Origin of the sequence: Xylanibacillus composti, assembly GCF_018403685.1 — a bacterium.
GTDB lineage: Bacteria > Bacillota > Bacilli > Paenibacillales > K13 > Xylanibacillus > Xylanibacillus composti.
Genome location: NZ_BOVK01000005.1, coordinates 43,388 through 69,046, shown reverse-complemented (window position 1 = coordinate 69,046; position 25,659 = coordinate 43,388). Strand labels below are relative to the sequence as shown.

Below are 25,659 nucleotides of genomic sequence, written 5' to 3'. Positions count from 1 at the left end.
AGCATTGATGCAAGGCTAGTGGAGCGATTGGTCTAATTCATCCAGAGACGGGCATGTGCGAAGTGATAACGGGAAAGTTCGGTCTTATTCGGGGGGTTGAAGCTCCAGAGCGGAAAAAGTGGCGTTATAAGACCAAATATGTCGTCTATCGTGCAGCATACATGCGGTTGCTGAGATATAGGACCAATAAGTTCCGTTAATGAGTCCACAACCAAGGCGCTGGACTCAGCTCAGCTGCTAAGCACGCAGCTGCAAGCCGGACAGCTGGAGGCCCCGGGGATGAAGATGCCGGGAAAAGGGGTGCTGCAGCAGGCGCAAAGTGCAAGTACCCGATGCAAGCGTCCGATGTAAGCGCCAGTTGCAAGCACCAAGTGGAGGTGTCAGGTGTAAGTGCCTGATGCAAGTACCAGATGTAAGGACCAGTTGCAAGTACCGGATGCAAACGTCCGATGCAAGCACCAAGTGGAGGAGTCAGGTGTAAGTGCCAGATGCAAACGTCCGATGCAAGCACCAAGAGGATGTGTCAGTTGCAAGCGCCTGATGCAAGTATCAGATGCAAGCACCAAGTGGAGGTGCCAGATGCAAGCTCCAGATGCAAGCGACGGGTGTAATGGCGTGGTAAGTGCTTGTGAGCTAATGCTTGGTAGGAGCTCCTGATAGCAACAACCTGGCAGCTACTGCGACAGGGTATATGACACGGCCACGCTAGGGGCTGCTCCCGTTTTAGGAGCAGCCCCTTTCGGCTACTCTGTGGCTTATGCCCGTTTGAACGGGAATCCTTCATGATCTTTCAGGCCAAGCGATCTTCGAATCGTCTTCTCCACAATGGAGTATTCTTCCGGACGGCTTCGGTTGAAATTCATAGGTTCATGCGTAGGCGTGCAGCGATTGCACATGAATCTCGGAATCCCCAGATCATTGTCGGAAGCGGAGTGATACAGGAACGGATGGCACAGCACGACATCGCCCGGACTGCCAGTGGTTTCCACGACCCGCAGCGAATAGCCGTCCGGATCCTGGTATGTCGTGTTCATAAACTTGGCCAGATGCGCCTTCTTGGCAGCACGATTATCCGCGGGAGATTCGTCGGCATAAATATCGTCATCCGCATTCTTCTTCTGCAGGCTCACCAGCTCCGCCAGCCATGGATGCCGGTTGCACAGCTTGATCGCTTCCCCAAGAGGCAGGCCTTTCGGATGCTCGGCCAGGACTTTGGCTACGATGTTATGGGAGCCTTCCGCTACAAGCGTGCCCGATCCGCCAGGACGCACTTCGGAGAATAGGCCAATGAACAGCAATCCCTGCTCCCAGCTGTCGAGGTAGTGGTGGAAGTGACTGCCGTCATAATGCCAGCCTCCCGGCACCTCCGGACCGAAATTGATGATAAAGCCGCCCCATACGGCGTTATGCTTCTTGTTGCCTTCCCGCCAACGGCCTTCCCCAATCAGATCCTCCACAGCTCCGGTCAGCCGGTCTGTATTGCACCCGTCTGCGACGGAGTCGGTATAATTGCCCAGCCGATAAAGCGGCTTGGTCCAGGTGCTCTTGTCATCTCTGTCTACGCCATGCTCGGCAAGACGGTCCCACAGGAAATCTTGAACCTTCAGCGCTTCTTCCCTGGGGAAAGCCTGATCGACTTTAACCCAGCCCTTTTCCATAAAATGCTCGATTTGTTCGTTCGACAGTACTTTAGGCAAGATGCATTCCTCCAATGATGTTGGTTTCATATTACCAGCATTTAGAATGAAAGCGTATTCTTATTTTAGGTCTATTCAATATTGGCATCTTTATTCCTGTAGGAAAATATTACAAAAAAAATCCGACCGTGCCCATTGGTCAAGCAATAACTGAACTGCTCAAGGGCGAGCTCGTCGAGCAGGCGATCACGAAGACAGCAGCTGCGCTCGGGTAAGCACAAGCCTTCGGATGGCGGGGATTGCATACCATTTTTGAATGAGTTGATTGCAGTGATGGGGACTGGCAATTAGAGATAGCTTGAATGATTAAATCCGCACATTCGGCGTCTGAGAATAGGGCTGCATGTCACATAGATAGGCGAAAGTAGGGAGGCGCGATTGAATGGACGGACAACCAGCTGGCGGACAAGCCCCGGCTTGATGGAGAGGCATATTCCACCATACGTACTTGCGTCTAAAGAAGGGAGGATAACATGAAAGGAAATTGCCACGGCGGTGTGGTATTATTCGAAGCGCAACTAATCGACATGAAGCAGCGCCGGCGCGGCGCTGCTTTCTCGTTCTGCGCATTTCCTTCCACAAGATCCGCATAGACGCCTTTTCTTTAAAGATCCTTTAAATCTATTCTCTCCCTGCCAATGCTAGAATGAACGAATCATAGAGTTGTGAAGCTACAATTGGGTCATAAGGAGGAGAATATTTTGAGAAAATGGTTAGGCGCGTCATGTTCTCCGTAGCTGTAACGACAAACTGCGGCGCTTCGTTCGGTCCGAAGCGATGATGATCCACCGGATATGCGGAGACGTTGCATGCCGGACTACCGATGAAGAGGAGCGAAAGCGACACGCCGAGATCATCTTGCGCCGTTCCCGGTAAGCCATAGTTCATTTTTTGAGTTGGTCTAGCAAATGTTTCGTTGTTTTCGTAAGTAGTTTCAAGGATTGGAACAACATAGAATAGGTTTGAGAAGGGGCATTTCGTATGCGAGAGCTCCTGCGGCAATCCGAAATGCCGAATGGTACAGTAAAAAAACTAAATGGAGGGTCAAGAAGAGTATGATGAAAAAAGCAAAGAAGAGTCTGTTGACGTTGCTTATTGTCGTATTCGCCATGTCGCTTGTGCTGGCAGCATGTGGCGGCGGCAATAACAGTAACACGTCAGAAGGCGGTAACAATGCCTCAGAGGCTAATAATGGCGGAAACGTTGCAGCCAGCGAGCTGGAACCGTATGAGCTTCATATGGTGTACCCTGGAACAAAGCAAAGGGATCATGACAAAGTCATGGCTGAGATCAATGCGTATTTGAAAGAAAAAATCAATGCCACCATCACGATTGAACCGATTGAATGGGGGCAATGGGATCAGAAGGTTAACTTGATGATCGCCTCCCGCGAGCCAGTGGACATTTACTTCACTGCGCAATGGAGCAACTATGTGGTGAATGTCGCGAAGGGCGCTTTCCTGGAACTGGACGACTTGCTGGCTAACACGGAAGCGGGCCAGGAGATTGTGGCCTCCCTGGATCCGGCATTCCTGACGGGCTCCAAGATTAACGGCAAGAACTTCGGCATCCCGACGAATAAGGAGCTTGCGGCTTCCGGCGGCGTAGTGTACAGATCGGATATTGCGGAAGAGCTTGGTTTGGATATGGACTCGGTTCAGTCTCTCGAAGACCTTCGACCGATTCTGAAGACAGTGAAGGAAGAATTGCCGGAAATGATCCCATTGTTCATGCGGGAAGGCGAGAACTTCAACTCTGATTATATCGGACTGTATGATCCTCTCGGCGACTCCAACATTCCCGGCGTCATCCTGAAGGATGAGGAGAGCACAACGGTGAAGCCGCGCTATGAATTTGATCGTTACAGAAATCATTTGGACTTGGTACGCGAATTCTTCCAGGCAGGTTATATCAACCAGGATGCAACGACGACTACACTGTCAACCAGTGACGCGCTGAAGGCGGGCAATGTATTCATGATTACGGCTTCGCTTAAGCCTGGCAAGGATGACGAGCTGGCCAGTACGCTTGGATTGAACGGCAAGCTGAAGCAGATTGAATTAACGCCAAAAACAATTGCGACTTCGGAAACGGCAGGCTCCATGCTGGCGATCTCGCAGTCTTCGGAAAATCCGGAACGCGCATTGATGTTTGTTAACTTGCTGCACACGGATAAATACCTGAACAACTTGCTGAACTTCGGTATTGAAGGCGAGCATTATACGCGGGATGGTGAAGTTATTTCGGCCACCGAGCAGACAGCAAACTATTCGCCAGCTTCTGCTTGGATGTTCGGCAACCAGTTCCTGAACTATTTATGGGATACGGAAGATCCGCAGAAATGGGAGCAGTTCAAGAGCTTCAACGACGAAGGCATCAACTCTCCTGGACTAGGCTTCACCTTCGACGGCGAAGCGGTGAAGACACAGATCGCTGCGCTGGTGAACATTCGCACGGAATATGACGGCGCCCTGAATGTCGGCGCAGTTGACCCGGATGAGGTGCTGCCGAGATACATCGAGAAGATGAAAGCAGCCGGTCTAGACGATGTACTGGCTGAGAAGCAGCGCCAGTTCGACGAATTCCTTGCCAATCAGTAAGCTGTAATCGGCAATATCGTGACCTTGAACCGAGAGAAGCCCTTCTCTCGGTTCTGGGTATTGTGATTACGTGCTTCTTACGTTCTGTACAACTACATTGTAGAGGGAGTTGTCCGTATGCGGGTTCACTTCAAGAAGGGCATGATTTGTCTGATAATCTTTGCTATGGCTGTAAGCGGGTTTCACTTATCCAATGTCCCCACATCGCATGCAGCTGATTCACAACCGATTCGAAGCGGCCATTTGGCCAATATGGGGGAGAATGTCAGGGTCAATCAGGTTGGCTATTTGTTGAACTATCCGAAGAAAGCGATCGTTGTCACCGACGATGTGTATAGCACGAACAAGTTCCATGTAGTCGACGTGTATACGAATGAGGCCGTTTATACAGGTGCTTTAAGCGAGCCTGTCGAGGACCCGAATTCCGGGGACACCATTCGGGAAGCGGACTTCACATCGTATAATACAGCAGGCACTTATATGCTGTGGGTGGAGGGATCAGGCTTCTCTTATCCGTTCCGGATCGGCAAGGATGTGTACCGTCAATCCTTCATCGATGCGGCGCGTTCTTACACCTTGGGCAGATCGAATGTGGAGATGGATGATCCGATAACCGGACTGAAGCACGGGCTTGGACATCCACAGGATGCAGCAGCCAAGATGTATTTCAGTGACGAGTACCATGAGGCAGGAGACGCGATTGATGTCAGCGGCGGCTGGTATGATGCGGGCGACTACGGCAAATATGTCACGCCTGCTGCGGTTACGCTGGCCCACATGCTGCTCGCCTATGAGCTGGAACCGGCCAAATACTCGAAAGGGCAATTCATGATTCCGGATGGTCTGTCGGAAGAGGATCGTCAGACTGACTTGCCTGACGTATTGGTGGAAGCGAAATTTGAGCTGGACTGGCTCATGAAGATGCAGCGTCCGGACGGCGCTGTCTACCACAAGGTATCCGGCAAGGAGTTCCCGGGGATGACCATTGCGCCTGAGATGGACACCCAGGAGCGCTATGTGTACGGCATGTCTACGTATGGAACAGCGATGTTCGCAGCAACATTCGCCATGGCGGCTCGGGCCTATGAATCATTCGATGCGGATTATGCCAAAGTGTTGCTGGAGAAAGCCGAGCTGGCGTACACCTATCTGAGCAACCATCCTGAACCGTATTTCCGGTACGACGAAGGTCAGGACAGCGGATCAGGCGCTTATGATAAGTATACGGATAGCGAGGAGCGCTACTGGGCTGCTGCAGAGCTGTTCAAGACAACAGGCAAGAGCGTATATGAAGCTGATCTGATTAATAATGAAACCTTTGGCGCAGAGGTTGAATTTCCGGCCTGGCTTGATGGTTCTGCGTTTGGCCATTATGCCTATGCCACAGCGCAAGGAGCAAATCCTGACAAGCAGGCAGTAATCAAGGCGGCATTCTTGGCCTATGCGGATGACATCCTGGCCCAGATTGAAGCAGACGGCTATTACACGTCCTTGTTATCTACGGAATATACCTGGGCTTCAGCGAAGAACGCTGTCAGCAAGGGGAATATGCTGCTTCTGGCTCATACCATAGAGCCGAACGAGGCTTACATCCATGGCGCTCTGGAACAAGTGCACTATATTCTGGGTCGCAATGCTACGGGATATAGTTACTTAACCGGGTCCGGAACCAGGGCTGTCAAGAATCTGCATAATCGGATGATGAACAGCACGGGGACTTATATTCCAGGCTTATTGGTTGGAGGGCCGAATAATCATGGCGGCGATCCGGTGCTGGATCAATTCCTGGAACAATCCAATCCAGCCCCTGCGAAGGCCTATCTGGACGTGATTGATTCCTATGCGTCAAATGAATATGCGATAGATTATACAGCGCCTGTATTCTTCGCCTTGTCTTATTTCACCCAGAACGAACAGGCCTATGATGACGGCATTGAGCATGTCCTTCCGGAGCCGGAGCGCAAAGCCTCTTTGACCGACGATTATACCCAGTACTTTACGGGCAAATTTGAAGGCGGCGGTTCAACAATTTCAGGAACTTTCGAGGCAGATGGCCGATTGAAAGTCGATTACTTCCAGCATGCCGGCGGCTGGATGGGGGTTAATGCAATCCTTCCCGAGGATTGGACCGGAATCAAGGGCATACGCTTTACGATCAGCGGCAATACGGGAGATGAGGTCCGCGTTGAATTCCAGGACGGGTATGATGTCAGATGGGAATGGATCGTCAAGGATGACAGCGCAGCAGGCAAGGAAGTCGTCCTATTGTTCGACGAGATTGCCAAGCGCAGCTGGCAGCCTGACGGGGCGCCTACGAATACGCCGTTGACGCTGGAGGTCATCACTGGCATTACCTTGTCTCCTCTGGCCGGCGAGGGCACGATGTACTTCTCCAATATGTATGTAATTGGAGAGGCAGGCGCATCTGCGGCTGCTGCGAACCAACCTGTCCAGGCGGCAACAGCCGCAGGGCAGCCTGTAACCATTGCAGCGGATTCCGGCAGCAGTACTGTTGCGGGAGCCGTATATCATGACTATATGCAGAACTTTACGGTCAACGAAATGTTCAAGGACCCTGCCTCCAGCATTGAAAGAAGGGTGAATCCGGATGGGTCCGTGGCAATTACCTACGACATCTCAGCTGGCGGATATGCGGGCGTGCCGGCAACGATTGAGGAGGACTGGTCTTCATTCGACGGATTCGAAATAACCGTTCAGGGCAATACCGGCCATGACGTGCGGATCGAGCTGATTGATCGAGACGGAGCCAGCTACGAGAAGATCATTACTGATGATTCAGCAGCCGGGAAGACTTGGGTAATTCCGTTCGCTGAGTTTGCGTATCGAACAGACTACAATCCGGTTCCGGATGACGAAGCGTTGAACCTGGAGCGGGTGAAGGGGATTAATCTGTCGCCGCTGTCGGGCTCAGGGACGATCACTTTCTCGAAGATGTTCCTGTACAACAAACTGGCTCCAGCAGATATCCCTAGCATCGGCGGGCATATCAAGGTCAACCAGGTAGGCTATCTGCCGAACTTTCCCAAGAAGGCGATGGTGGTCAACACCGAGGGTGTGAACGTATTCCACATCGTCGATATCCATCAGAACCAGATTGTATATACCGGAAATCTAGGCCAGGAGATCGATGATTTCAACTCTGGCGATCAAGTAAGGCATGCGGACTTTACCGATTTCAACATACCGGGCTCCTATTATCTCGTTGTTGCCGATTATGGCGTCTCGATGCCGTTCGAGATTCATCGGGATGTATACCGCCAGTCTTACATGGAGTCCGTGCGATACTACACTTTGGCTCGCGCGAACATTGAGCTGAAGGACCCTTGGACGGGCTTGGAGCATGCGATGGGACATCCGCAGGATGCAGAGGCCAAGATGTACTTTACTGACGAGTTCCACCAACAAGGCGATGCCCTGGATATGCTTGGCGGCTGGTACGACGCAGGGGACTACGGCAAATATATGACACCGGGCGCTGTCACTGCCGCACAACTGCTGTTGGCGTACGAACTGAATACGGAGAAGTTCGCCAAGGGACAATTCGTCATTCCGGAGGGATTGTCGACGGCGGAACGGCAGACGGATCTGCCCGATATCTTGATCGAGGTCAAGTATAAGTTGGATTTCCTGAATAAGATGCAGCGTCCAGACGGCGCCGTGTATCACAAGGTGTCCGGCAAGGATTGGCCGGGCATGTCGATCGCGCCTGAGCATGATCAAGGCGAGCGGTATATCTATGGCATGTCCACCTATGGGACAGCTATGTATGCGGCTACGGTGGCCATGGCGTCGAGAGTCTATGAGCCATTCGATGCTGCCTATGCAGCCGAACTGTTGGATCGGGCGAAGCTGGCTTTTGCTTACTTGGAAGCACACCCGGAGCCATTCTTCCGCAACGATGCCGGACAGGACAGCGGATCGGGCGCCTATGATAAATATACGGATAATGAAGAGCGCTTCTGGGCCGCGGCCGAACTGTTCAAGACAACAGGCGACAAAGCTTATGAGCAATACCTGATTAATCAGTTGAAGCCCTACATGGAAGCAGAACCGGACATTCCTGGTTGGAACAATGGACTGCCGTTAGGTCAGTTTGCTTATGCCACTGCGGAGGGCGCTGAGGAAGAGTACCAAGCCCTTGTTCGCTCAACATGGCTGGACTATGCGGATGAGATCCTAGCGCAAATCGAAACAGACGGCTACCACACCTCCCTGTTGACCAAGGAATATACTTGGGCTTCCGCCAAGAATGCGATTGCCAAAGGCACGCTGCTGCTGCTGGCGAACGAACTGGAAGCGAATGATGCCTATGTGCATGGGGCGCTCGAACAGGTACACTATATTCTCGGCCGCAATGCAACGGGCTACAGCTATGTGACTGGCGCCGGGACGAAGTCGACCCGCAATCCGCACAGCCGCATGACCAACAGCACAGGAACGCTTATTCCGGGCTTACTGGTAGGCGGACCGAACATCTTCAATAACAGCGGCGATCCGGATCTGGTGGCTTTCTTGGAAGCGAACCCGGATATTGCGCCAGCCAAAGCATACGTCGATAAGCTCGGCTCTTTCGCATCGAATGAATATGCGATTGATTACGTGGCGCCTGTCGTGCTGGCTTTGACCTACTTCACTGGATTGCAAGAGGAAGAGCCGGTTTATGAGCTGCCGGAAGTGACCGGCCCCGGCTCGTTGACGAAAAATTACATCCAGTACTTCACCGCAACCTTCGAGGGCGGCGGCGATAAGATAGCAGCTAACTTCGAAAGTGACGGCTCGCTTAAGGTCGACTATACGTACGGCGGCGGTTGGATGGGTGTAACGGGTGCATTTGTAGAAGATTGGAGCCAGATTGAAGGCTTCACGATCAATGTGAAAGGCGATACGGGATCGAGCATTCGCGTCGAATTCTCCGACGGCTATGATGTTCGCTGGGAATGGATCATAAAAGCGGACAGTGCTGATTGGAGCAAAGTAACGCTGCGGTTCGATGACGAGAACTTTGTGAAGCGGAATTGGCAGCCGGATGGCGTGCCGCTGAATAAACCATTGATGCTGGAAGCCGTAAGAGGCGTCACGCTCTCGCCGCTTGACGGAGAAGGAACGATCTTCTTCAAGGACATGTACCTGATCGGTGAACAGCGGAAGAGAGGCGGTTCTGGCGGCAGCGGCTCTATCGCTCCTTCGGATGAGGCTGAGCTAGCAAATCCTGTTGTCGATTCGGACGGCAAGGTTGTGATTGAGCTCGACCGGGATAGCAAGAAGGTTTTGCTGCCAGCTAACGCTTCTGCATGGAGCAACGGCAACCGGCTTATTCTGAAACGGGAAGATTTCGAGATTGAAATAGACGGCGTAGTTCTGGAGGAGCTCAGAGCTTTGCTTGCTGAGGATGCGCTGGCAGACGCAATTATTGTGTTCGAGGTCAACGTGTTGGCGGCAGATGAAGCTGAGCTGCTTGTGCGGCAAGCCGAAGAGCATGCTAAAGCCAAGCTGAAGGCAGCCAGCGCCATCTATGATTTCCGGCTTTCGATCGTGGATAAGGACGGCAATGAAAAGCAGCTTCAAACCTTTAAGAAGCCCGTCCGCATTTCCTTGAATGTAACGGAAGGAGCAAACAAAGATTTAATCGGCATGTACTATATCTCGGACAGCAGCAGGATTGAATATAAAGGCGGCACTGAAGCAAATGGCAGCATGTCTGCTGAAGCTTCCCACTTTAGCAAATACGCTGTGCTCGAGTTCGACAAGTCCTTTGCAGACGTGCATGCAGACTATTGGGCGCATGATGTCATAAAGAAAATGGCTGCGAGACATATTATTGCGGGCATCAGCGACACCGAATTTGCTCCGAAGCGTGAAGTGACTCGTGCGGAATTCGTAGCGCTCATCGTGCGCGCTCTGGGACTTGAAGCCAGCGGGGAAACTTCGTTCCGCGACGTGAATGAATCCCAGTGGTACGCCAAAGAAGTAGCAGCGGCTTATGAGGCAGGAATTATTAAGGGGCGCAGTGACACTGAATTCGCTCCGAATGCGACCATCACTCGCGAGGAGATGGCGGTCGTTCTGGTGAAGGCTTACGAACGCAAATCGGGCCAACCGGGTTCCCGCCAATCCTATGCTGCATTTGCAGATGCGAACAGCATCAGCGCTTGGGCACTGGAAGACGTACAGACGGCACAGGAACTTGGCTTGCTGCAAGGTCGAGAGCGCAATCAATTTGCTCCGAAAGCGGCAGTCAACCGGGCAGAAGGCGCACAAGCCATCTGGCAGTTGCTGCAGTAAACAAATCAAGGCTCATCTTAGAAAGCTCATCTTCGGATGGGCTTTCTTCCATTGATCTGACAAACTTTTCGTTGCTTAGCTGAATAGATGCGGGAAGGGAGAATGCGATACACTAGTGGATAAGCTAGACCTCCCTATTCAATACCCCTTTGGCCAATGGAGACCTTTTCCTGGACGGAGGGGGCTTTTTCACATCAAAAGTCAACTAGGCTAAGTGACCGAAATCTCGTACAATAAGCATAGACCTCAGATAGGGGGGAGTAGATATTGCGTTTACCACGATACCTGATGGTTCTTGCGGTTTTTGCGGTTTGGCTGGCAGGGTGCGAAAACCATTCACAGGATAGCGAGCGGACAGAGGGGGACAATCCGATACATCGTTCAGCCGATGCGGACGAGCCGTTTAGATTTGGCGAGACTCCCTTGCAATTTTCGTATTACATTCATTACGATTTTTGGCAAACCCCGGAGTGGGGAGCAAGTCCGAACAGCAAGTGGGTACAGGATAATTTGAATATTACGGTAAACCCTATCCGATCTGGCGGAATTGCTGAACAGACGCTAACGAATATGCTGGCGACGAATCAATTGCCGGATGCCATTATGCTCGATCAAGGGCTGATCGTGGAGCGGTTAAGGAAGGCAGGGCTCTTGGTCCCGCTCGATCCTTATTTGGACAAGTATCCGAACTTGAAAAGACTGGCGGGCGAGGATACGTTGAACAGGTTGAGATCGGGAGACGGCAAGCTGTATCAGTTCCCCAATTGGTATACGAAAACACCGAGAGGCAATAGCGGCTGGATGATCAATACGAAAATCTATCAAGAATTAGGTTCCCCTCCTTTAGAGACCTATCAAGATTTATATACGTATTTAGAGCTTGTTCGCAGTCAGTATGCAGATGTGGTTCCACTGAGCTTCGGCAGAATAACAACGGACCTTGATATTCTGTTTGCCGGTTTTGGCGAGGATATGCCGATAAGCTACGCCCGTATGAAAGCATATCCGGATGGCGATCAACTGAAATCGATATTGGAGAACGAGGCTTGGGTAGAGTCCATGCTCTTTGCGAGCAAGCTGTTCAGGGAAAATTTGCTGGACCAAGAAGTGCTGACGCAAACCAGCTATCAGGTCAAAGAAAAACTGAATACCGGAAAAATAGCGGTTTTTGCCAGCATCAATGCGGCCAATGAGGGGCGGGAAGCGCATCATGCCTGGAGATCGATCGATCCCCAAGGAGGCTACGAGATGATATGGCCTCTTCATAAAGAAGGGGTGGACAAGAACAAAGTGTTTTCGAATGATTATAACACCTTGGGCTGGAACGTGAATGTCATTACGACGAACGCAGACAACCCGGAGGGCATCTTTGCCTATCTCGATTGGATGACTGGCGAAGAGGGACAACGAATTATGTTCTTTGGGCCCCCCGGATTGTATTGGGATGAAGTGGACGAGGAAGGGTATCCGATTCCCAATGAAACCTGGCTCAACACGCCTCGGTCGGTCATAGATGCACAGAACATGGAAGGCTACGTCTGGGCCGTCAATTCCACTTACGTGGATCAAGCCAGAGTGAAGGTGCTGACGCAGCATGCTGAACAGCTTGACGATTGGACAACCCTGGCGCAAATGAACATTGTTTGGCCAACGTCAAGGGACGTAACGGAGTACTTGAATATTGATCCCCCGTTAGAAAGCGATATTGGCGTCATTACAGAGCAGGTTACGGACTACGAATCGGGAATCATTGCGCAATATATCAAGCAGATCCTGTTCGCCAAGAATGATCAGGAAGTGCTGCGGCTCATCGAGCAGGCTAAGCGGGAAACCGAGCAATTGGGGTATGAGCGTGTACTGGAATACCGAACGCAGAAGTGGCAACACAATCTGATGCGGTTAAATAGGCAGAATCTCACTAGTACCGACTAAGGAGGCATCGGCTGCATGTACAAGGTGTTGCTGGTAGATGATGAACAGCTAGAGCTAGAGGGCATGAAGCAATTTATTCCATGGGGGCAATACGGCATGGTTATTGCGCAAGCCTGTGACAACGCTTACAGTGCGCTGCAGTACTTGGAAAGCCATGCTGTCGATGTGCTGGTGACGGATATCCGGATGCCGATCATGTCAGGCTTGGAGCTGGCGGAGAAAGCGCTGCTGGTCAACCCGAATTTGAAACTCGTATTCGTTACCGGATACGAGGATTTCCATTATGCGAAGAAGGCTATTTCCATGAATGCCAGCAGTTATGTCCTTAAACCGGTAGATGAAGAGGAATTGGCGGAAGTGCTGCGGAAAGTGCATCGTACGCTCCAGCAGGAACGAATGCATGCTGAACGGGAGCAATCTATTCAAAGGACCTTGTTCATTCTCAAGAATGAGCTGCTTGAGAGATATTTAAAGGGGGCGAACGACCCGGAGCTTGAGCTTGCCTTGATGGAGCAATTCGGCATCGCTGCCCAGCAGAACAGCGTGCGTGCCGCAGTCATTGAAGTAGACGACGCCATGTGGAAGCTGAATGAACAGTCTGAAGCAGAACGCAAACGCACAATTGACCAGCTCTTTGCATCGATAGCGACCCGGGTGGAGGAAGCGGGCATCGCGACGTATTGCCAAGTTGACACCTACCGGATGGCGGTTGTCGTATCGAATCGGGAAGACCATGTATCGCTGCTGCACCGCATGGTGGATTTCGTGAAGTCGCAGTACCCAGTAACGATCACGATTGGACTCGGGAACAGTGTTGCGGTATGGTCGGAGCTCCCCTGCTCCTACGAGCAAGCCGTAAGGGCATTGTCCGCCAAGATGTTTCGCGGCAAGTGCATGGTCATTGAATTTGACGAGGATCATGCGGGCGATGAGCAATTCGCGATGGATTTGGACAAGAAGGTGGAAAATCTGTTCACAGCTATGTCGCATTATGATCTCGTCGCCATTGTAGACAGGCTGGACGAGCTGTTCAAGCATGTGCAGAACCTTCGGGACAAGCTCAGCATTTATCATTACTCGCTCTATCTGATTACGAAGCTTGAAGTCCATCTCCATACGCTTAACGAGACGATATTCGATATGCTCCAGATCGAATGGAAGCATCTGAACATCTTGTATCAATTCGAGACGATTGACGATATTCACTCCTGGTTGCGCAAGCGTATTTTTGAGATTTCGGAGCTTCTGCATAACAAGAAGCTGCGCAGGCATTACAAATTGGTCAGTGAAATCCAGACTTATATAGGGGACCGGCTGGATCGGGCCCTAACCTTGAAGGAGGTGGCCAACCATTTCTCCTTCTCGCCGAATTATCTGGGTCAACTGTTCAAGGAAGAAACGGGTGAAAGCTTCAGCGAATACATCACCCGGGAACGGATGGAGAGGGCGAAGAAGCTGCTGCAAAACCCGACGCTCAAGGTATATGAGGTAGCAAATGCGGTTGGATGCAAAAATATGACACACTTCAGCAAGCTGTTCAAGGATTATGTCGGCATGACGGCAGGGGAGTATAGGAAACAATGCTGACATCGAGGAAGCATCTGCCATTTGGATACAAGCTCATGATGTCGTATGTTCTGCTCGTCATCCTCCCTGTCAGTTTAGTTGGTGTGATCTCTTATACAAGTGCAATAGCGTCTATCCAAGAGCAAACAAGCTCCATGATGAAGGGTACGCTGCAGCAGATGAAGGAGAACATCGGCTACCAGACGAAAACCATGAGTCGTGTGTTGGATCAGTTTTATCTGGACGCTTCTTTCCAGCAGCGGCTGCATCTAACAGACAGCTATTCGATCTATCAAACGATGGCAGAAATGATTAGTCCCAAGCTGCAAAACATGACCAATCTTGTCCCCTATAAAACCTTGATCCGATTATACCTGATGAATGAAAGCTATCCGGAGGTGTATGGCGATCAAAGCCCGGCTATGGACCCGCTTAGCAGGGCCTATCATTTTGAAATCTTTCATTTTCAACGGATATCCGGTGAAGCGTGGTGGCAGAGGTTGTTCGAAGACTCGCCCCAGGTGTTTGATGGGCTTGAGCGCTGGGTACAGGTAGAGGAGGATGGCGAATACGGGAATATCTCATCTATTCGCAGGCTCTACAATCATCAGACGATGGAAAGCATCGGGGCCATACGCGTCACGGCCAAAATTGAAGACGTCCTTGGAAGTGTAAATTACCAAAGGATCGGAGCAAATACCAGTGTGGTGGTGCTGAACAACGACCATCGTGTGCTCTATGCCAGTTCAGGGACTGCAAGCTTTCCGTTAGGCTCGCCTGTGGATGAAGCTTGGTACGACAACCATTTAATCATGGAGGAGCCTATAGAGGGATTGGATTGGCACATCATAGCCTTCGTCCCGTACAGTGATTTGGAGCAAGGGGCGAATCGTGTAAGGACGATTACGATCATCATATGCATCATAGCGATTATGGTCGTTATCGGTGTCAGCTATTCGATCTCGCGGTTTTTCTCCAAGAGAATCAACAAGCTGATTCACTCCATGGAGGCATTCAGGCAAGGGCAGTTGGACAAACGCATTGTCTATCACGGCAATGATGAGTTCGCGCAAATCGCGGATGCATTTAACTGGATGGCGGTGGAAACGAAAGAACTGATTCAGGAAGTGTATCTGGCGAATCTGGAGAAGAAGGAGGCGGAACTGGAATCGCTGCAAGCGCAAATCAATCCGCACTTTCTTTATAATACATTGAACTCCATTCGAACGCTTGGGAAGTTCAGAGACTTTGACAAGCAAGATCAGATTATTAAAGAGCTGGCGACCTTTTACCGCATTACGCTGAACAATGGGAAGAATATCATTCCGGTAACGGCAGAGCTTCAGCATGCGCAGGCGTATGTCACGATTCAGAAGATGAAGCACGGCAGTCGGATGATGGTTGATTACGATATTCATGCGGATATATATGGCTTCGAGACGATCAAGCTCATTCTTCAGCCTTTTTTGGAGAACATTCTGGAGCATGCCTTATACGTAGATCCTATTCATATTCGCCTCCAGGCTTACAAGGATGAGGGCAGGCTCGTCTTCAAGATCATCGACAACGGAGTAGGGATGAGCAAGGACATACAGAAGAGAATTCTGGATCAGTCGGAAGTTGGTCTGGGATACGGCATTCGTAATGTTCATGAGCGCATTCGGCTGCAGTATGGCTTGGCTTACGGCGTTGCCATTTACAGCAGAGTTGGAATGGGTACAGCTATAGTCATTACAATTCCGGCAAGGAAAAAGGATGATTCCGGGTTGAGGGACTGACAGTCGTTGAATCGTGCATGCCTTCAAGCGGACAACTCCCGGCTATGGTTGGAATTTAGAGGGAATGATTGGTCTAATGGATGTGCGAAGAGAAGGGTGTCTCGCTTTAACGGACTTTTGTGGTCTTATATGGGGCGGTTCAATCGTTCGGGAGGGAAAAGAGGCGTTACAAGACCAATGTATTCCCTTATCACGCAGCGTATGAGCGATTGGAGAAACATAGGTCCACAAAGTTCCGCTATTTCCGGCTAAGCCGGTGCAAATGGTCAACACGGCTGCCTCGGGGTATGGGATTACCCGCGGGACAGGTATGGGATTACCCGCGGGACAGCCGTGTTGGTTGTTGTATTTCGGCAGCAGGTCACGATAATTTGCACGCGCGTACACGCGGAAGGGTATGCGATGCGAAATGTTCGCGGCAATCCACTGCTCGTGAAGAGGAAGCCCGGCAAAGCACGAATCCGAGCGCCATGTTGGGAATCACAGACAGCAAGTCCGCGCATGTGCGAGCGTTCGAAGTCCGATTGTTAGTGACCGTGTACACGCGTGCGTTCGAAGTCCCGCTGTTAGCGGTCAATGCGAGTGCGTGCCGCCGAAGGACATGACCCAGATGCTGCCGGCGACGATCACCACGGCGAGGAAGACGCCGTACAGAATGTTGATCCATTGCGAGTGGCGGTCTTCGCCTTCATTGACGTGCATGAACATTGTCAGCTGCAATCCGGCTTGCACGACAGCCAATCCGCCGATGATCCACATGATCGTCTTGAAGGACAGGGATGTCTTCAATGCGATGCCGGCTGCGGTGAACGTCAGCAGCAGGGAAAACAAGAAGCCGAGCACGTGGCCGAGCGGAAAACGGCTCATTTTCTTTTCCATTTAAGACACCATCCCTTTCAGATAGACAAATGTGAAGATGAAAATCCAGACGACATCGAGAAAATGCCAGTACAGTCCGATGATAAAGGTTTTGCGCGCAGTCACAGGCGTCAGTCCTCGCTGCAGCAGCTGGATAATCACCATGATCGCCCAGAAGATGCCGAAGGTGACGTGCAAGCCGTGCGTGCCGAGCAGGACGAAGAAGCTGGACAGGAAGGCACTGGTTTGCATCGTCGCGCCAAGGTGGACGTAGTGAATGAACTCGCTGATTTCCATGTACAGAAATCCGGCGCCCAGCAGCAGCGTGATCACCAGCCAGGTCAGCAGGCCCTTCAGGCTGCCGCGCCGCATCTCGTGGATGGCGACGCCGCAAGTGAAGCTGCTGGTCAGGAGAATCACGGTCTGGATCATGACCTCGCGGATCATAATAATATCCTGATGGGTCGGGCCTCCGGCATAGCGCTCGTACAGCACGCCATATACCCCGAATAAGGTGGCGAACAGCACGATCTCTGCGCCGAGGAAGATCCAGAAGCCGAGAATATTCATCCGGTTTTGCTCCGACTGATATTCCAGCGGCAATGCCGAGTTGTCGTAAGCTTTAGCCGACATAGTGATTCACCTCTCCTTCCCGCAATCTCCACGCTTTTTCCGTCTTCTCCACTTCTTCTTTATGCACATGATAGCCGTCGTTGTAATCGAAGGACCGCACGATCAGGCAGGCGAAGATGCCGAGAGCCGCTGCTGCTGCTGCCAGATGCCACTCGAAGACGAGGAGGAAGCCGGCGACCCCGAAGACGACACCCATTACAAACGGCAGGCCCGAGTTGTTCGGCATGTGAATGTCCGCAATCTCGTCTTGCTTGAGCGTGAGCTCGGGACTGTTGGCTTTCTTCATATGCCAGAACGCATCCAGTCTGTCCACAACAGGCAGTTTGGCAAAGTTATAAGCCTGCACCGGCGAAGCCGTTGCCCATTCCAGCGTGCGCGCATTCCACGGATCGCCCGGAATGTTCCGGTCTGCATGCCGAGTGCTCCAGTAGATGTTGTAGCAGAATACGGCGAAGCCTGCAGCCAGCACAACTGAACCGAGCGCGGACACCAGGAACAGGTTCGAGAAGCCGGATTCCACCGAGAACGTGTAGCTGCGCCGCACTGCACCCTTCAGGCCGAGGAAGAACATCGGCATAAAGGTGACGTTGAAGCCGATGACGAATAGCCAGAAGTGCCATTTGCCTAGCCGTTCGTTCAGCATAAAGCCGAACATTTTCGGCCACCAGTAATAGAGTCCGGCGAAGACGGCGAAGACAACGCCCGGGATAAGCACATAGTGGAAATGCGCTACCAGAAACAGCGTATTATGGTACTGGTAATCGGCTGCGCCCATGGCCAGCATGACACCGGTAACGCCGCCGATGACGAAGCACGGCACGAAGGCAAGCGCCCACATCATCGCGGTGGTCGTGCGGATCCGCCCATGGCGCATCGTAAACAGCCAGTTAAACATCTTGACGCCGGTCGGCACGGCGATCATCATCGTCGTGATCGAGAAGAACGAGTTGACGGCAGGCCCTGCGCCCATGGTGTAGAAATGATGCACCCAGACAACCATGCTGAGCAACGCGATCCCGACAATGGAGATGACCATCGATTTATAGCCGAACAGCGACTTGCGGGAGAAGGTGGCGATGACCTCGGAGAAGATGCCGAACGCCGGCAGCGCCACAATATACACTTCCGGATGGCCCCACAGCCAGAACAGGTTCGCCCACAGCATATCCAGCCCGCCGCCGGACAAGGTGAAGAAATGAGTGCCGTACAGCCGATCGAAGGTCATCAGTCCGAGCGCGACGGTGAAGATCGGGAACGCCGCAACGATGATTACCGAGGTAATAAGCGTCGTCCAGCTGAACATCGGCATGCGCATGAGGGTCATCCCTTTGGTGCGCATCTTCAGGATCGTGACGATAAAGTTGATCCCCGACAGCAGCGTGCCGATCCCCGCAATCTGCAAGGCAACGGCGTAATAGTTGTTGCCGATGCCCGGACTGAACTCCTTGCCCGCGAGCGGGAAGTAGGACGTCCACCCGGCATCCGGCGAGCCGCCGATGACGAACGAGATATTGAACAGCATCGCCCCGCCGAAAAACAGCCAGAAGCTGAGCGCGTTCAGCTGCGGGAAGGCGACGTCGCGTGCGCCGATCTGCAGCGGGATGACGACGTTCATGATGCCGATCAGGAACGGCATCGCCATGAACAAAATCATGATTACGCCGTGCGTAGTGAAGATTTCGTTATAATGCTGGGCGTCCAGGAAGGTCATTTCCGGCCTCGAGGTTTGCGCCTTCATGAGCAGGCCGTCCATGCCGCCGCGGAAAAACATCAGAACAGCAGATATGATATACATAATTCCGATCCGCTTGTGATCGACGGTTGTCAGCCACTCGCGCCACAGCCATTTCCACCTTTTGAGATAGGTCAGGCCGGCTACGATGCCGAGCATCGTGAGCGCAATGGCGATCTGGGAACCCAGAATGAGCGGATCGCCCGTTATGAAAAACTCGTCCCACTTAATGCCCATGGTGCTCGCCTCCTTCGTTGTGGGGGGTATGGTGATGATTTTCTATTTCTGCTGATGGCCTGCGGTTCAAGTAATGGTCATCCGCTTCAAACACTCTGCCCTGATAGCCGTGATAGCGGTAAAGCTCCGGGTTCGTGTAAGTCGGCGAATCGACATCCGCGTGATTGACCCACTCAAGATGTGTATTCGTGAACGTCAGACGGCCGAGATGCGACGGCTTCAGCAGTTCCTCATACTTCTCTTCTGTTAGAGGAGGAGCGGTGGCGTGCACGTCTTCTACCCATTTCTCGAATTCCGCAGGCGTCTGCGCCAACACTTCAAATTCCATCTGCGCATAGCCGCGTCCGTTGAAGTTTGTGTTCTTGCCGAAGTAGGAGCCAGGGTGGTCTGCGACCAGGAACATTTCTGTCTCCATCTTGCCCATTGTGTATTTCTGCCCGCCCAGCGCAGGCACCCAGAACGACTGCATCGTGCTGGCCGAAGTCAGCTTGAACAGAATAGGTGTATCCGCCGGAATATTGACGTAATTGACCGTCTCGATATTTTGCTCGGGGTAACTGAAGATCCACTTCCAGTCCGCGGATGTCACATGAATCACGACCGTGTCCTTATGTTCGTAGCCCTTGGGAATCTCCTCTAAGGCATAGAGCGTCTTCACGGTAGGTACGGTCAAAGCGATAACGATCAGGATCGGGATCGCCGTCCAGATAATTTCCAGCTTGGTGCTGCCGTGCTCCTCAGGCGGATCGATATCCTCCGTACCCGGGCGCTCCCGGTATTTCCAGACAATATAGGCGAACAGTGCAAAAACAACGACAACAACAAGCAGCATCCACCAGAGCGACCAGTTGATCAGTTCCATAATGCTGCGCGCCACAGGCCCCTGCGGCCGGAAGACAACCATATTGGTCTCGCAGCCGCTCAGAATCAAGACGGGAAGGAATGCGAGTGTCAGCATCCACCGTTTTTGTGGGGGGTATCGCTTCATGGCCAGTTCATCTCCTTTTTCTCGCGGCAAGTTGGGTTCCCAGGGAAACGTTGTGCGCAATAAAGATTTGTTCAACTAGGTTTGAGAAAAATTTCACAATTCGTTCAAAAAATTTTTTTGTTTGCGTGACAGGGATCACTGCGCATGGCGCGCAAATGTGATCGAGTCCTCGTTGTGATTTTGATCATACCACGGTCATGCGCAGCCAATTGTTACGGATCGGTTAAAACTGTGACGAAAATCGGATGAAACTGTGACGGAAATGCGACGTGGGATCGGCATAAGAAAAAGCCGTCCCAATGGACGACTTTATGGTAAAATATGCTTGTATCTCACAACTTGAGTGGATTGCATCCCTCCTGGGAGGAGGTGAGCAAAAGCCTATGAAAAAAATGTACGAACCAGATCGCATCCGACAGGAAATTCCGACAGAGCCGATTCCTGACGAGGTGAGGGCGCTGTACCTTCGCCCCGGCGAAATCCTGGCGATCCAGGAACGGTTCCCCGTAGCGTTCCAGCCGCTGGGGACGCTGGAGTGGCATGGGCGGCATAACCCGATCGGTGTCGATTCGATCAAAGCTGAGCATCTCTGCGAAGAAGCAGCCAAGCAAGCAGGCGGCGTGGTTATGCCGGCCATTCATTTCGCAGCAGACGCCTACTGGGATCGCGGCTATGGCCTGGGCCACGGGATGGATGCGGCCGCAGGCTATCCGCTTCCCGGATCGTACTACCAAATCCCAACCGAACTGTTGAAGCAGTATATTCTTAACGCCTGCAGTAATTATTTGCAGCGCGGCTTCAAGCTGGTGGTGATGGTGTCGGGCCACAACCCGCCCATCCAGCAGAGCTTGATGGATGAGGTCTGCTACCTCATGAAGACGACGAACGGCGAAGAGCCGGTTTGTTTCGCGATGGATTATACGCTGATCGAAGAAGGCAACCCGAGGCGAAACAGCGATCATGCGGCTGGGGTCGAGACGAGCATGATGCTGCACTTGCAGCCGGATCGCGTCAACATGCAAGCGAATGACGGCCACGAACGCCCCGACCTAGGGCAGCTCGGCTCGTTCCCCTTCCACGAGGCTACTGCCGAGGAAGGACGAATCCGGTTCGAGCTGCAAGTGGACGGGCTGGTCAAGTTCGCGAGGGAGAGATTGCAGCGCCTGACGAAATGAAGCGGAGCGGGAAGGCCGAGTGCCTTCCCGCTTCGTTGCGTTTGGGCTGCGAATGATAGCTTCTTCCGCGGAGCGCAGTCTGAGTTCGCGCCGTCCGAATTCCTCGATGCACTTGTGAATTGGTGAATTCCATCGAAAATGCAGGCTTTAGCGCTATGCGAAACGCTGATTTGAAAAATTGCTACGAATATACAGTCTTTTTCCCCAGATCAATCGTATAAACAGATCTCAAAAATGAATTCATGCATTATCGTAGGCATTTGGAATTTAGGCCCGGTAAAGGAGGGAAAGCCTGCATTTTTCGCGTCTTTTCTAGCGAACTAGGGGGGCGCACCTCGGGTCAGGGTTTGCCGACTGAGGATGAACCTCTCTGAAGTGTAGTATTAGTTCCGAGGCGGTGAATCGAGCAAACGCCAATACCAGCCAGTTAGAGATCTCAACGTTCAATTTGAGTCCAGCACAACGGCCTAGTCTTTAATCAAATTCAAGCCCCCGCTTCCTCAAGACGAATCGCTTCAGCTCCATACCTGCCAGAATGAAAATTCCTGGAAAAAATAAATTATACAGAAGCTTCCACGCTGTGTATGTGAAGATATCCGCCGCCGCATAATGCTGAAAAATGGTGAAGAATGGATAAAGGACAGTATTTACATTATAAAGCCAATCCAAATACCAAACGATATTAGCAAACGGATTGTCTTTATGGGCTAGCGTATACAATAGGGCAAATAACCAAGAGGCCAAGCCAATTAGTGATAAAGGGATGAGAGAGATGATTTGCGTCAATATCTTCTGATGTACGTTACATAATACACCAACGGCAGCGTAATACACGATAAATCCTATGTTCGGCAACAGTAGTAAAAGGGTGTGTTCAAGATATGTATCGTTTAAGACCTGTGCAAAAAGAAAAACAGTCATAACGATGCCAACAATATGACCAACGATGGTTAGTAATATGTTCTGCTTCATGATTCACATCCTGTGGAGCTATATTTTGGAAAGTGAACGACCATATCTTCTCTTCAGCCACATGCCAGCGTAGATGAGGGCAGCGGGGAAGAGGAGGCCGTGTACGTAATAATTGAGAAACCTCCAGACAGGACCCTCTATCCATGTTAAAGGGAAGCCAAAGAGCGAGAATGAGCCGGGACCCACATGCATGAAATAGGCATAAACGAATAATTCGTTGTTGGGATCACCGCGGTAAGCTGCGATCCAGGACAGTGTGACGACAATCATGTTGATGAGCAGCAACGGCAGCAGAGACGCGAGCAGCTTGCGCCTGCCCATATCGACTGTACAGAGCCAACCCAAGCCCACAAAATAAACCAGCTGGATCAGCAGCAATAAGGTGAAAAACAGCGGAAGACGAATAGCTTGCATAATCACAAATAAGAATGTCCAACAAAATTGACCTATCAATACAATACCCCAGTTTTTAGCCAATTAAAGCCCCTCGCTTTCTCAGAACAAACCGCTTCAACTCCATACCCGCCAGAATGAAGACGGATTCAAGTGAGAGCCAATGATCGATAAATCTGTCAATCCCTTCGAAAAATGCAGGCTTTAGAGCTATCCGAAGCGCTGATTATAAAAACTACTAGGATTCCCTAGCATTTTCCACGTATTAGGTAAAGTATAACGGTAGAATTGTAGAAATAAAAGGAAAATTGGCAAAAAGGAATTGCGAAACCCCAACGATATCCCCATACCCGTTCAGCCGAGCCCACTGTCTATGCACAAAAAAGGCCAACCCCCAAGATGGTTGACCAGTTCAAAGGCGCCCAGCGAAATCCATACTTGTTGCCTTGCGAGTAATCCAATAAGCTCACCCCACCCGATACACCTTCACCTTGACGATCTTCTTGTCGTCGGCTTCCTCGACCTTGAAGAGCACGTCGTTGAACTCGATCTCGGAATGATCGTCCGGTCCGGGAATGCGGCCCAGCTGGCCGATGAGGAACCCGCTCAAGGTGTCGTACTCCTGAAGCGGCAGCTCTACGTCCAACACATTCGCCACCGTATCCAGATCGATCATGCCCTGCATCAGATAAGTCTGCTCATCGAGCTTAAGGATCTCCTTCTCCTCTTCGTCGTACTCGTCGAAGATGTTGCCGACGATCTCCTCGATCAGATCCTCTATTGTCACAATACCGGCCGTGCCGCCATACTCGTCGAGTACGATGGCCATATGCACCTTGTGCTTCTGCAAATCGCGGAACGCCTCGTCGGTTTTCCTCGACGATGGGATGAACAGAGGTTTGCGAATCAAGCGCAGCAGATCAAAGCTGTCCCCGTCGCAATCCTCGATAAACGGCAATATATCCTTGACATGAAGCAGACCGACAATGTTGTCCATCCGTTCCTCGTAGACGGGGAAGCGCGTGAACTTCTCCTCCTGAATGAGCCGCACCATTTCCCGCAGCGAGTAGTGAACGGGAATGCCGATGATATGCGTGCGATGCGTCATGATCTCGGACACCGTCTTGTTGTTGAATTCGAACACGTTGTTGATCATGATTTTTTCCGTCTCTTGGATCGTGCCGCGCTCCTTGCCCAAATCGACCATCATCCGAATTTCTTCCTCGGTCACCTGCTCGTCCTGCTCATGCGGATCGACGCCGAACAGGCGGACGATCAGATTGGTGGACAAGGTGAGCAGCTTGACGAAGGGGGCGGTGATGACGGACAGGACAGTCAGCGGGCGAACGGCAAACATGGCGATCAGCTCTGCCTTGCGCATGGCCAGCCGCTTCGGCACAAGCTCGCCGAACACGAGGGTGAAGTAAGAGAGGATGAGGGTAATGAGAGCGACAGATAATGTGCCCAGTAACGTTCGGGACAAGGGGACGCCCTGCCGCATCAGAAATTCGGCCAGCTGCCCGGCGAATTTCTCGGCGGCGAAGGCGCTCGCCATAAAGCCTGCCAAGGTAATGCCGATCTGGATCGTGGCCAGGAAGCGGCTCGGTTCCGAGAGCAGCGACTGAAGCATTTGCATCTTCGGATGGCCTTCTTCCGCCATTGTCTTCACCTTGTTGTCGTTCAGCGAAATCAGCGCAATTTCCGAGGCGGCAAAAAAAGCATTCAGTACGATAAGGACGAATAGCACGATGATTTCTGTCATGGCAGCATTCACTCCAGTTGCAGCAGCGCTTCTATGTTGTTATCAACCAGGTCCGCGTATGCCCTGAACCCGGCATAGAGGTGCCAGCACGTTCTCCATACGGTTCGCTCAGGTATCGTGAAGTTCTGCTTCGCGATTTTCCGCGAGACTTGCGGCTTCATTGTCTTCATTATGCGTTGCCAGGCCAGAAATCATGCAAAAAAAAGAAGCCCTTCCCAGTCCGGGGACCGCGGAATGACTTCCATTCTGTTCATTGCCCAATCTACATCGTGAATATATGATTGCCAATGGTTTTAATGGCTGGACGTGTGCGAATCCAGGCATTGGTTGCTGTGCGCGGGTTGTAATAGAACAAAGCCTCCCCCGAAGGGTCCCAGCCTCTGACAGCTTCCTCCGCTGCGCGGTAAGCCGTCGCGTTCGGCGTCAGCCAGAATTGGCCGTCATCCACTGCAGTGAACGCTCTTGGCTGGAACACGACTCCGCGGATCGTGTTCGGAAATTCGCTCGATTGAATGCGGTTCATCACGACAGCGCCGATCGCCACTTGCCCGATGTAGGGCTCGCCCCGGCCTTCGCTGTATATCGTCTTGGCCAGAATATCCATTTCCTCGCGATTCAAAGTATATTTCCGCAGCGCTTTCCACGTCTGGGCGCCGGTAATGCCATCACCGGGCAAACCGTAATCTTGCTGGAAGCGTTGAACGGCACGAATCGTTTCTCTGCCGTACTTTCCGTCGAGCGGTTGCTGGTAATAGCCCAGTACCTTCAAGCGATATTGGACATCCCATACGTCGCCATTTGCGCTGCCTGATTTCAACACAGTTGCGGCTTGAGCCGATTCTGGCAGGATCCCCGTTATGGCCAGCATTAAGGCAATAAAGGACACGAACACCTTTTGCTTCATGTTAGTCATCGGTTGGTTCCTTTCCTCTAAATATATTTTTTTGTCCTGTGCACATGGGCTCCAGAACTTCTTGCATGGTAACATAGATAGAAAGAGCAATGCATTATGGTTTTTTTGGAAAAAGGGAAG

At 51.8% G+C, this 25,659-nt stretch carries 15 protein-coding genes; 6 read left to right on the top strand and 9 right to left on the bottom strand.

Going from position 1 to position 25,659, the window contains the following annotated elements:
* Window positions 1–755: 755 nt before the first annotated feature.
* The gene (locus XYCOK13_RS01810; RefSeq protein WP_213410139.1) at window positions 756–1,697 is read right to left on the bottom strand and encodes a phytanoyl-CoA dioxygenase family protein; all 942 of its coding nucleotides are present in this window, start codon (window positions 1,695–1,697) and stop codon (window positions 756–758) included.
* 1,055 nt (window positions 1,698–2,752) lie between these two features.
* Between XYCOK13_RS01810 and XYCOK13_RS01805 the strand changes: the two genes are divergently transcribed.
* The 5 genes from XYCOK13_RS01805 to XYCOK13_RS01785 all read left to right on the top strand — a co-directional run bounded on the left by XYCOK13_RS01805 (window position 2,753) and on the right by XYCOK13_RS01785 (window position 15,876).
* The gene (locus XYCOK13_RS01805) at window positions 2,753–4,297 is read left to right on the top strand and encodes an ABC transporter substrate-binding protein (protein WP_244864933.1); all 1,545 of its coding nucleotides are present in this window, start codon (window positions 2,753–2,755) and stop codon (window positions 4,295–4,297) included.
* Window positions 4,298–4,414: 117 nt separating this feature from the next.
* Window positions 4,415–10,600 carry a glycoside hydrolase family 9 protein gene (locus XYCOK13_RS01800; RefSeq protein ID WP_213410138.1) on the top strand — a complete coding sequence of 2,062 codons (6,186 nt, stop codon included), beginning with the start codon at window positions 4,415–4,417 and terminating at the stop codon, window positions 10,598–10,600.
* Between the two features lie 267 nt (window positions 10,601–10,867).
* Entirely contained in the window at window positions 10,868–12,532 is a 1,665-nt protein-coding gene (locus XYCOK13_RS01795; protein WP_213410137.1) for an extracellular solute-binding protein, read from the top strand.
* Window positions 12,533–12,547: 15 nt separating this feature from the next.
* Window positions 12,548–14,119, top strand: a complete 1,572-nt coding sequence (locus tag XYCOK13_RS01790; RefSeq protein WP_213410136.1) for a response regulator — start codon at window positions 12,548–12,550, stop codon at window positions 14,117–14,119.
* Window positions 14,113–15,876: a cache domain-containing sensor histidine kinase gene (locus XYCOK13_RS01785; RefSeq protein WP_213410135.1), complete on the top strand. Its 1,764-nt coding sequence runs from the start codon at window positions 14,113–14,115 to the stop codon at window positions 15,874–15,876. The genes XYCOK13_RS01790 and XYCOK13_RS01785 overlap by 7 nt, the downstream gene beginning before the upstream one ends.
* A gap of 573 nt (window positions 15,877–16,449) precedes the next feature.
* Here XYCOK13_RS01785 and qoxD read toward each other — a convergent pair.
* From qoxD to qoxA, 4 genes are read right to left on the bottom strand one after another with little or no spacing between them, the layout of a single operon-like run.
* Entirely contained in the window at window positions 16,450–16,755 is a 306-nt protein-coding gene (qoxD, locus tag XYCOK13_RS01780; protein WP_213410134.1) for a cytochrome aa3 quinol oxidase subunit IV, read from the bottom strand.
* A complete protein-coding gene (gene qoxC, locus XYCOK13_RS01775; protein WP_213410133.1) occupies window positions 16,756–17,367 on the bottom strand; it encodes a cytochrome aa3 quinol oxidase subunit III in 612 nt (203 codons plus the stop codon).
* A complete protein-coding gene (gene qoxB / locus XYCOK13_RS01770; protein ID WP_213410132.1) occupies window positions 17,357–19,336 on the bottom strand; it encodes a cytochrome aa3 quinol oxidase subunit I in 1,980 nt (659 codons plus the stop codon). Before qoxB ends, qoxC begins: the two co-directional genes overlap by 11 nt.
* Window positions 19,326–20,324, bottom strand: a complete 999-nt coding sequence (gene qoxA / locus XYCOK13_RS01765) for a cytochrome aa3 quinol oxidase subunit II (protein WP_213410131.1) — start codon at window positions 20,322–20,324, stop codon at window positions 19,326–19,328. The genes qoxB and qoxA overlap by 11 nt, the downstream gene beginning before the upstream one ends.
* A 383-nt stretch (window positions 20,325–20,707) precedes the next feature.
* On the opposite strand from qoxA, the gene XYCOK13_RS01760 reads away from it, so the two are divergent.
* Complete coding sequence (locus XYCOK13_RS01760; RefSeq protein WP_213410130.1) at window positions 20,708–21,499, top strand: creatininase family protein; 792 nt, start codon at window positions 20,708–20,710, stop codon at window positions 21,497–21,499.
* A gap of 474 nt (window positions 21,500–21,973) precedes the next feature.
* Here the strand turns inward: XYCOK13_RS01760 and XYCOK13_RS01755 are convergent, their stop codons facing one another.
* The 4 genes from XYCOK13_RS01755 to sleB all read right to left on the bottom strand — a co-directional run bounded on the left by XYCOK13_RS01755 (window position 21,974) and on the right by sleB (window position 25,530).
* Window positions 21,974–22,471 (bottom strand): hypothetical protein, encoded by a 498-nt coding sequence (locus tag XYCOK13_RS01755; RefSeq protein WP_213410129.1) that lies wholly within the window; start codon window positions 22,469–22,471, stop codon window positions 21,974–21,976.
* An 18-nt stretch (window positions 22,472–22,489) separates the two neighbouring features.
* A complete protein-coding gene (locus XYCOK13_RS01750; RefSeq protein WP_213410128.1) occupies window positions 22,490–22,891 on the bottom strand; it encodes a hypothetical protein in 402 nt (133 codons plus the stop codon).
* Window positions 22,892–23,330: 439 nt separating this feature from the next.
* A complete protein-coding gene (locus XYCOK13_RS01745) occupies window positions 23,331–24,626 on the bottom strand; it encodes a hemolysin family protein (RefSeq protein WP_213410127.1) in 1,296 nt (431 codons plus the stop codon).
* A 262-nt stretch (window positions 24,627–24,888) separates the two neighbouring features.
* A complete protein-coding gene (sleB, locus tag XYCOK13_RS01740) occupies window positions 24,889–25,530 on the bottom strand; it encodes a spore cortex-lytic enzyme (protein ID WP_373314296.1) in 642 nt (213 codons plus the stop codon).
* Window positions 25,531–25,659 lie beyond the last annotated feature (129 nt).

Excerpts from the sequence above, each read along its gene's own strand:
- XYCOK13_RS01805 (WP_244864933.1), top strand. The coding sequence starts at position 2,753 with ATGATGAAAAAAGCAAAGAAGAGTCTGTTGACGTTGCTTATTGTCGTA.
- XYCOK13_RS01800 (WP_213410138.1), top strand. The coding sequence starts at position 4,415 with ATGCGGGTTCACTTCAAGAAGGGCATGATTTGTCTGATAATCTTTGCT.
- XYCOK13_RS01790 (WP_213410136.1), top strand. The coding sequence starts at position 12,548 with ATGTACAAGGTGTTGCTGGTAGATGATGAACAGCTAGAGCTAGAGGGC.
- XYCOK13_RS01785 (WP_213410135.1), top strand. The coding sequence starts at position 14,113 with ATGCTGACATCGAGGAAGCATCTGCCATTTGGATACAAGCTCATGATG.
- qoxD (WP_213410134.1), bottom strand. The coding sequence starts at position 16,755 with ATGGAAAAGAAAATGAGCCGTTTTCCGCTCGGCCACGTGCTCGGCTTC.
- qoxC (WP_213410133.1), bottom strand. The coding sequence starts at position 17,367 with ATGTCGGCTAAAGCTTACGACAACTCGGCATTGCCGCTGGAATATCAG.
- qoxB (WP_213410132.1), bottom strand. The coding sequence starts at position 19,336 with ATGGGCATTAAGTGGGACGAGTTTTTCATAACGGGCGATCCGCTCATT.
- qoxA (WP_213410131.1), bottom strand. The coding sequence starts at position 20,324 with ATGAAGCGATACCCCCCACAAAAACGGTGGATGCTGACACTCGCATTC.
- XYCOK13_RS01760 (WP_213410130.1), top strand. The coding sequence starts at position 20,708 with ATGAAAAAAATGTACGAACCAGATCGCATCCGACAGGAAATTCCGACA.
- XYCOK13_RS01755 (WP_213410129.1), bottom strand. The coding sequence starts at position 22,471 with ATGAAGCAGAACATATTACTAACCATCGTTGGTCATATTGTTGGCATC.
- XYCOK13_RS01745 (WP_213410127.1), bottom strand. The coding sequence starts at position 24,626 with ATGACAGAAATCATCGTGCTATTCGTCCTTATCGTACTGAATGCTTTT.
- sleB (WP_373314296.1), bottom strand. The coding sequence starts at position 25,530 with ATGAAGCAAAAGGTGTTCGTGTCCTTTATTGCCTTAATGCTGGCCATA.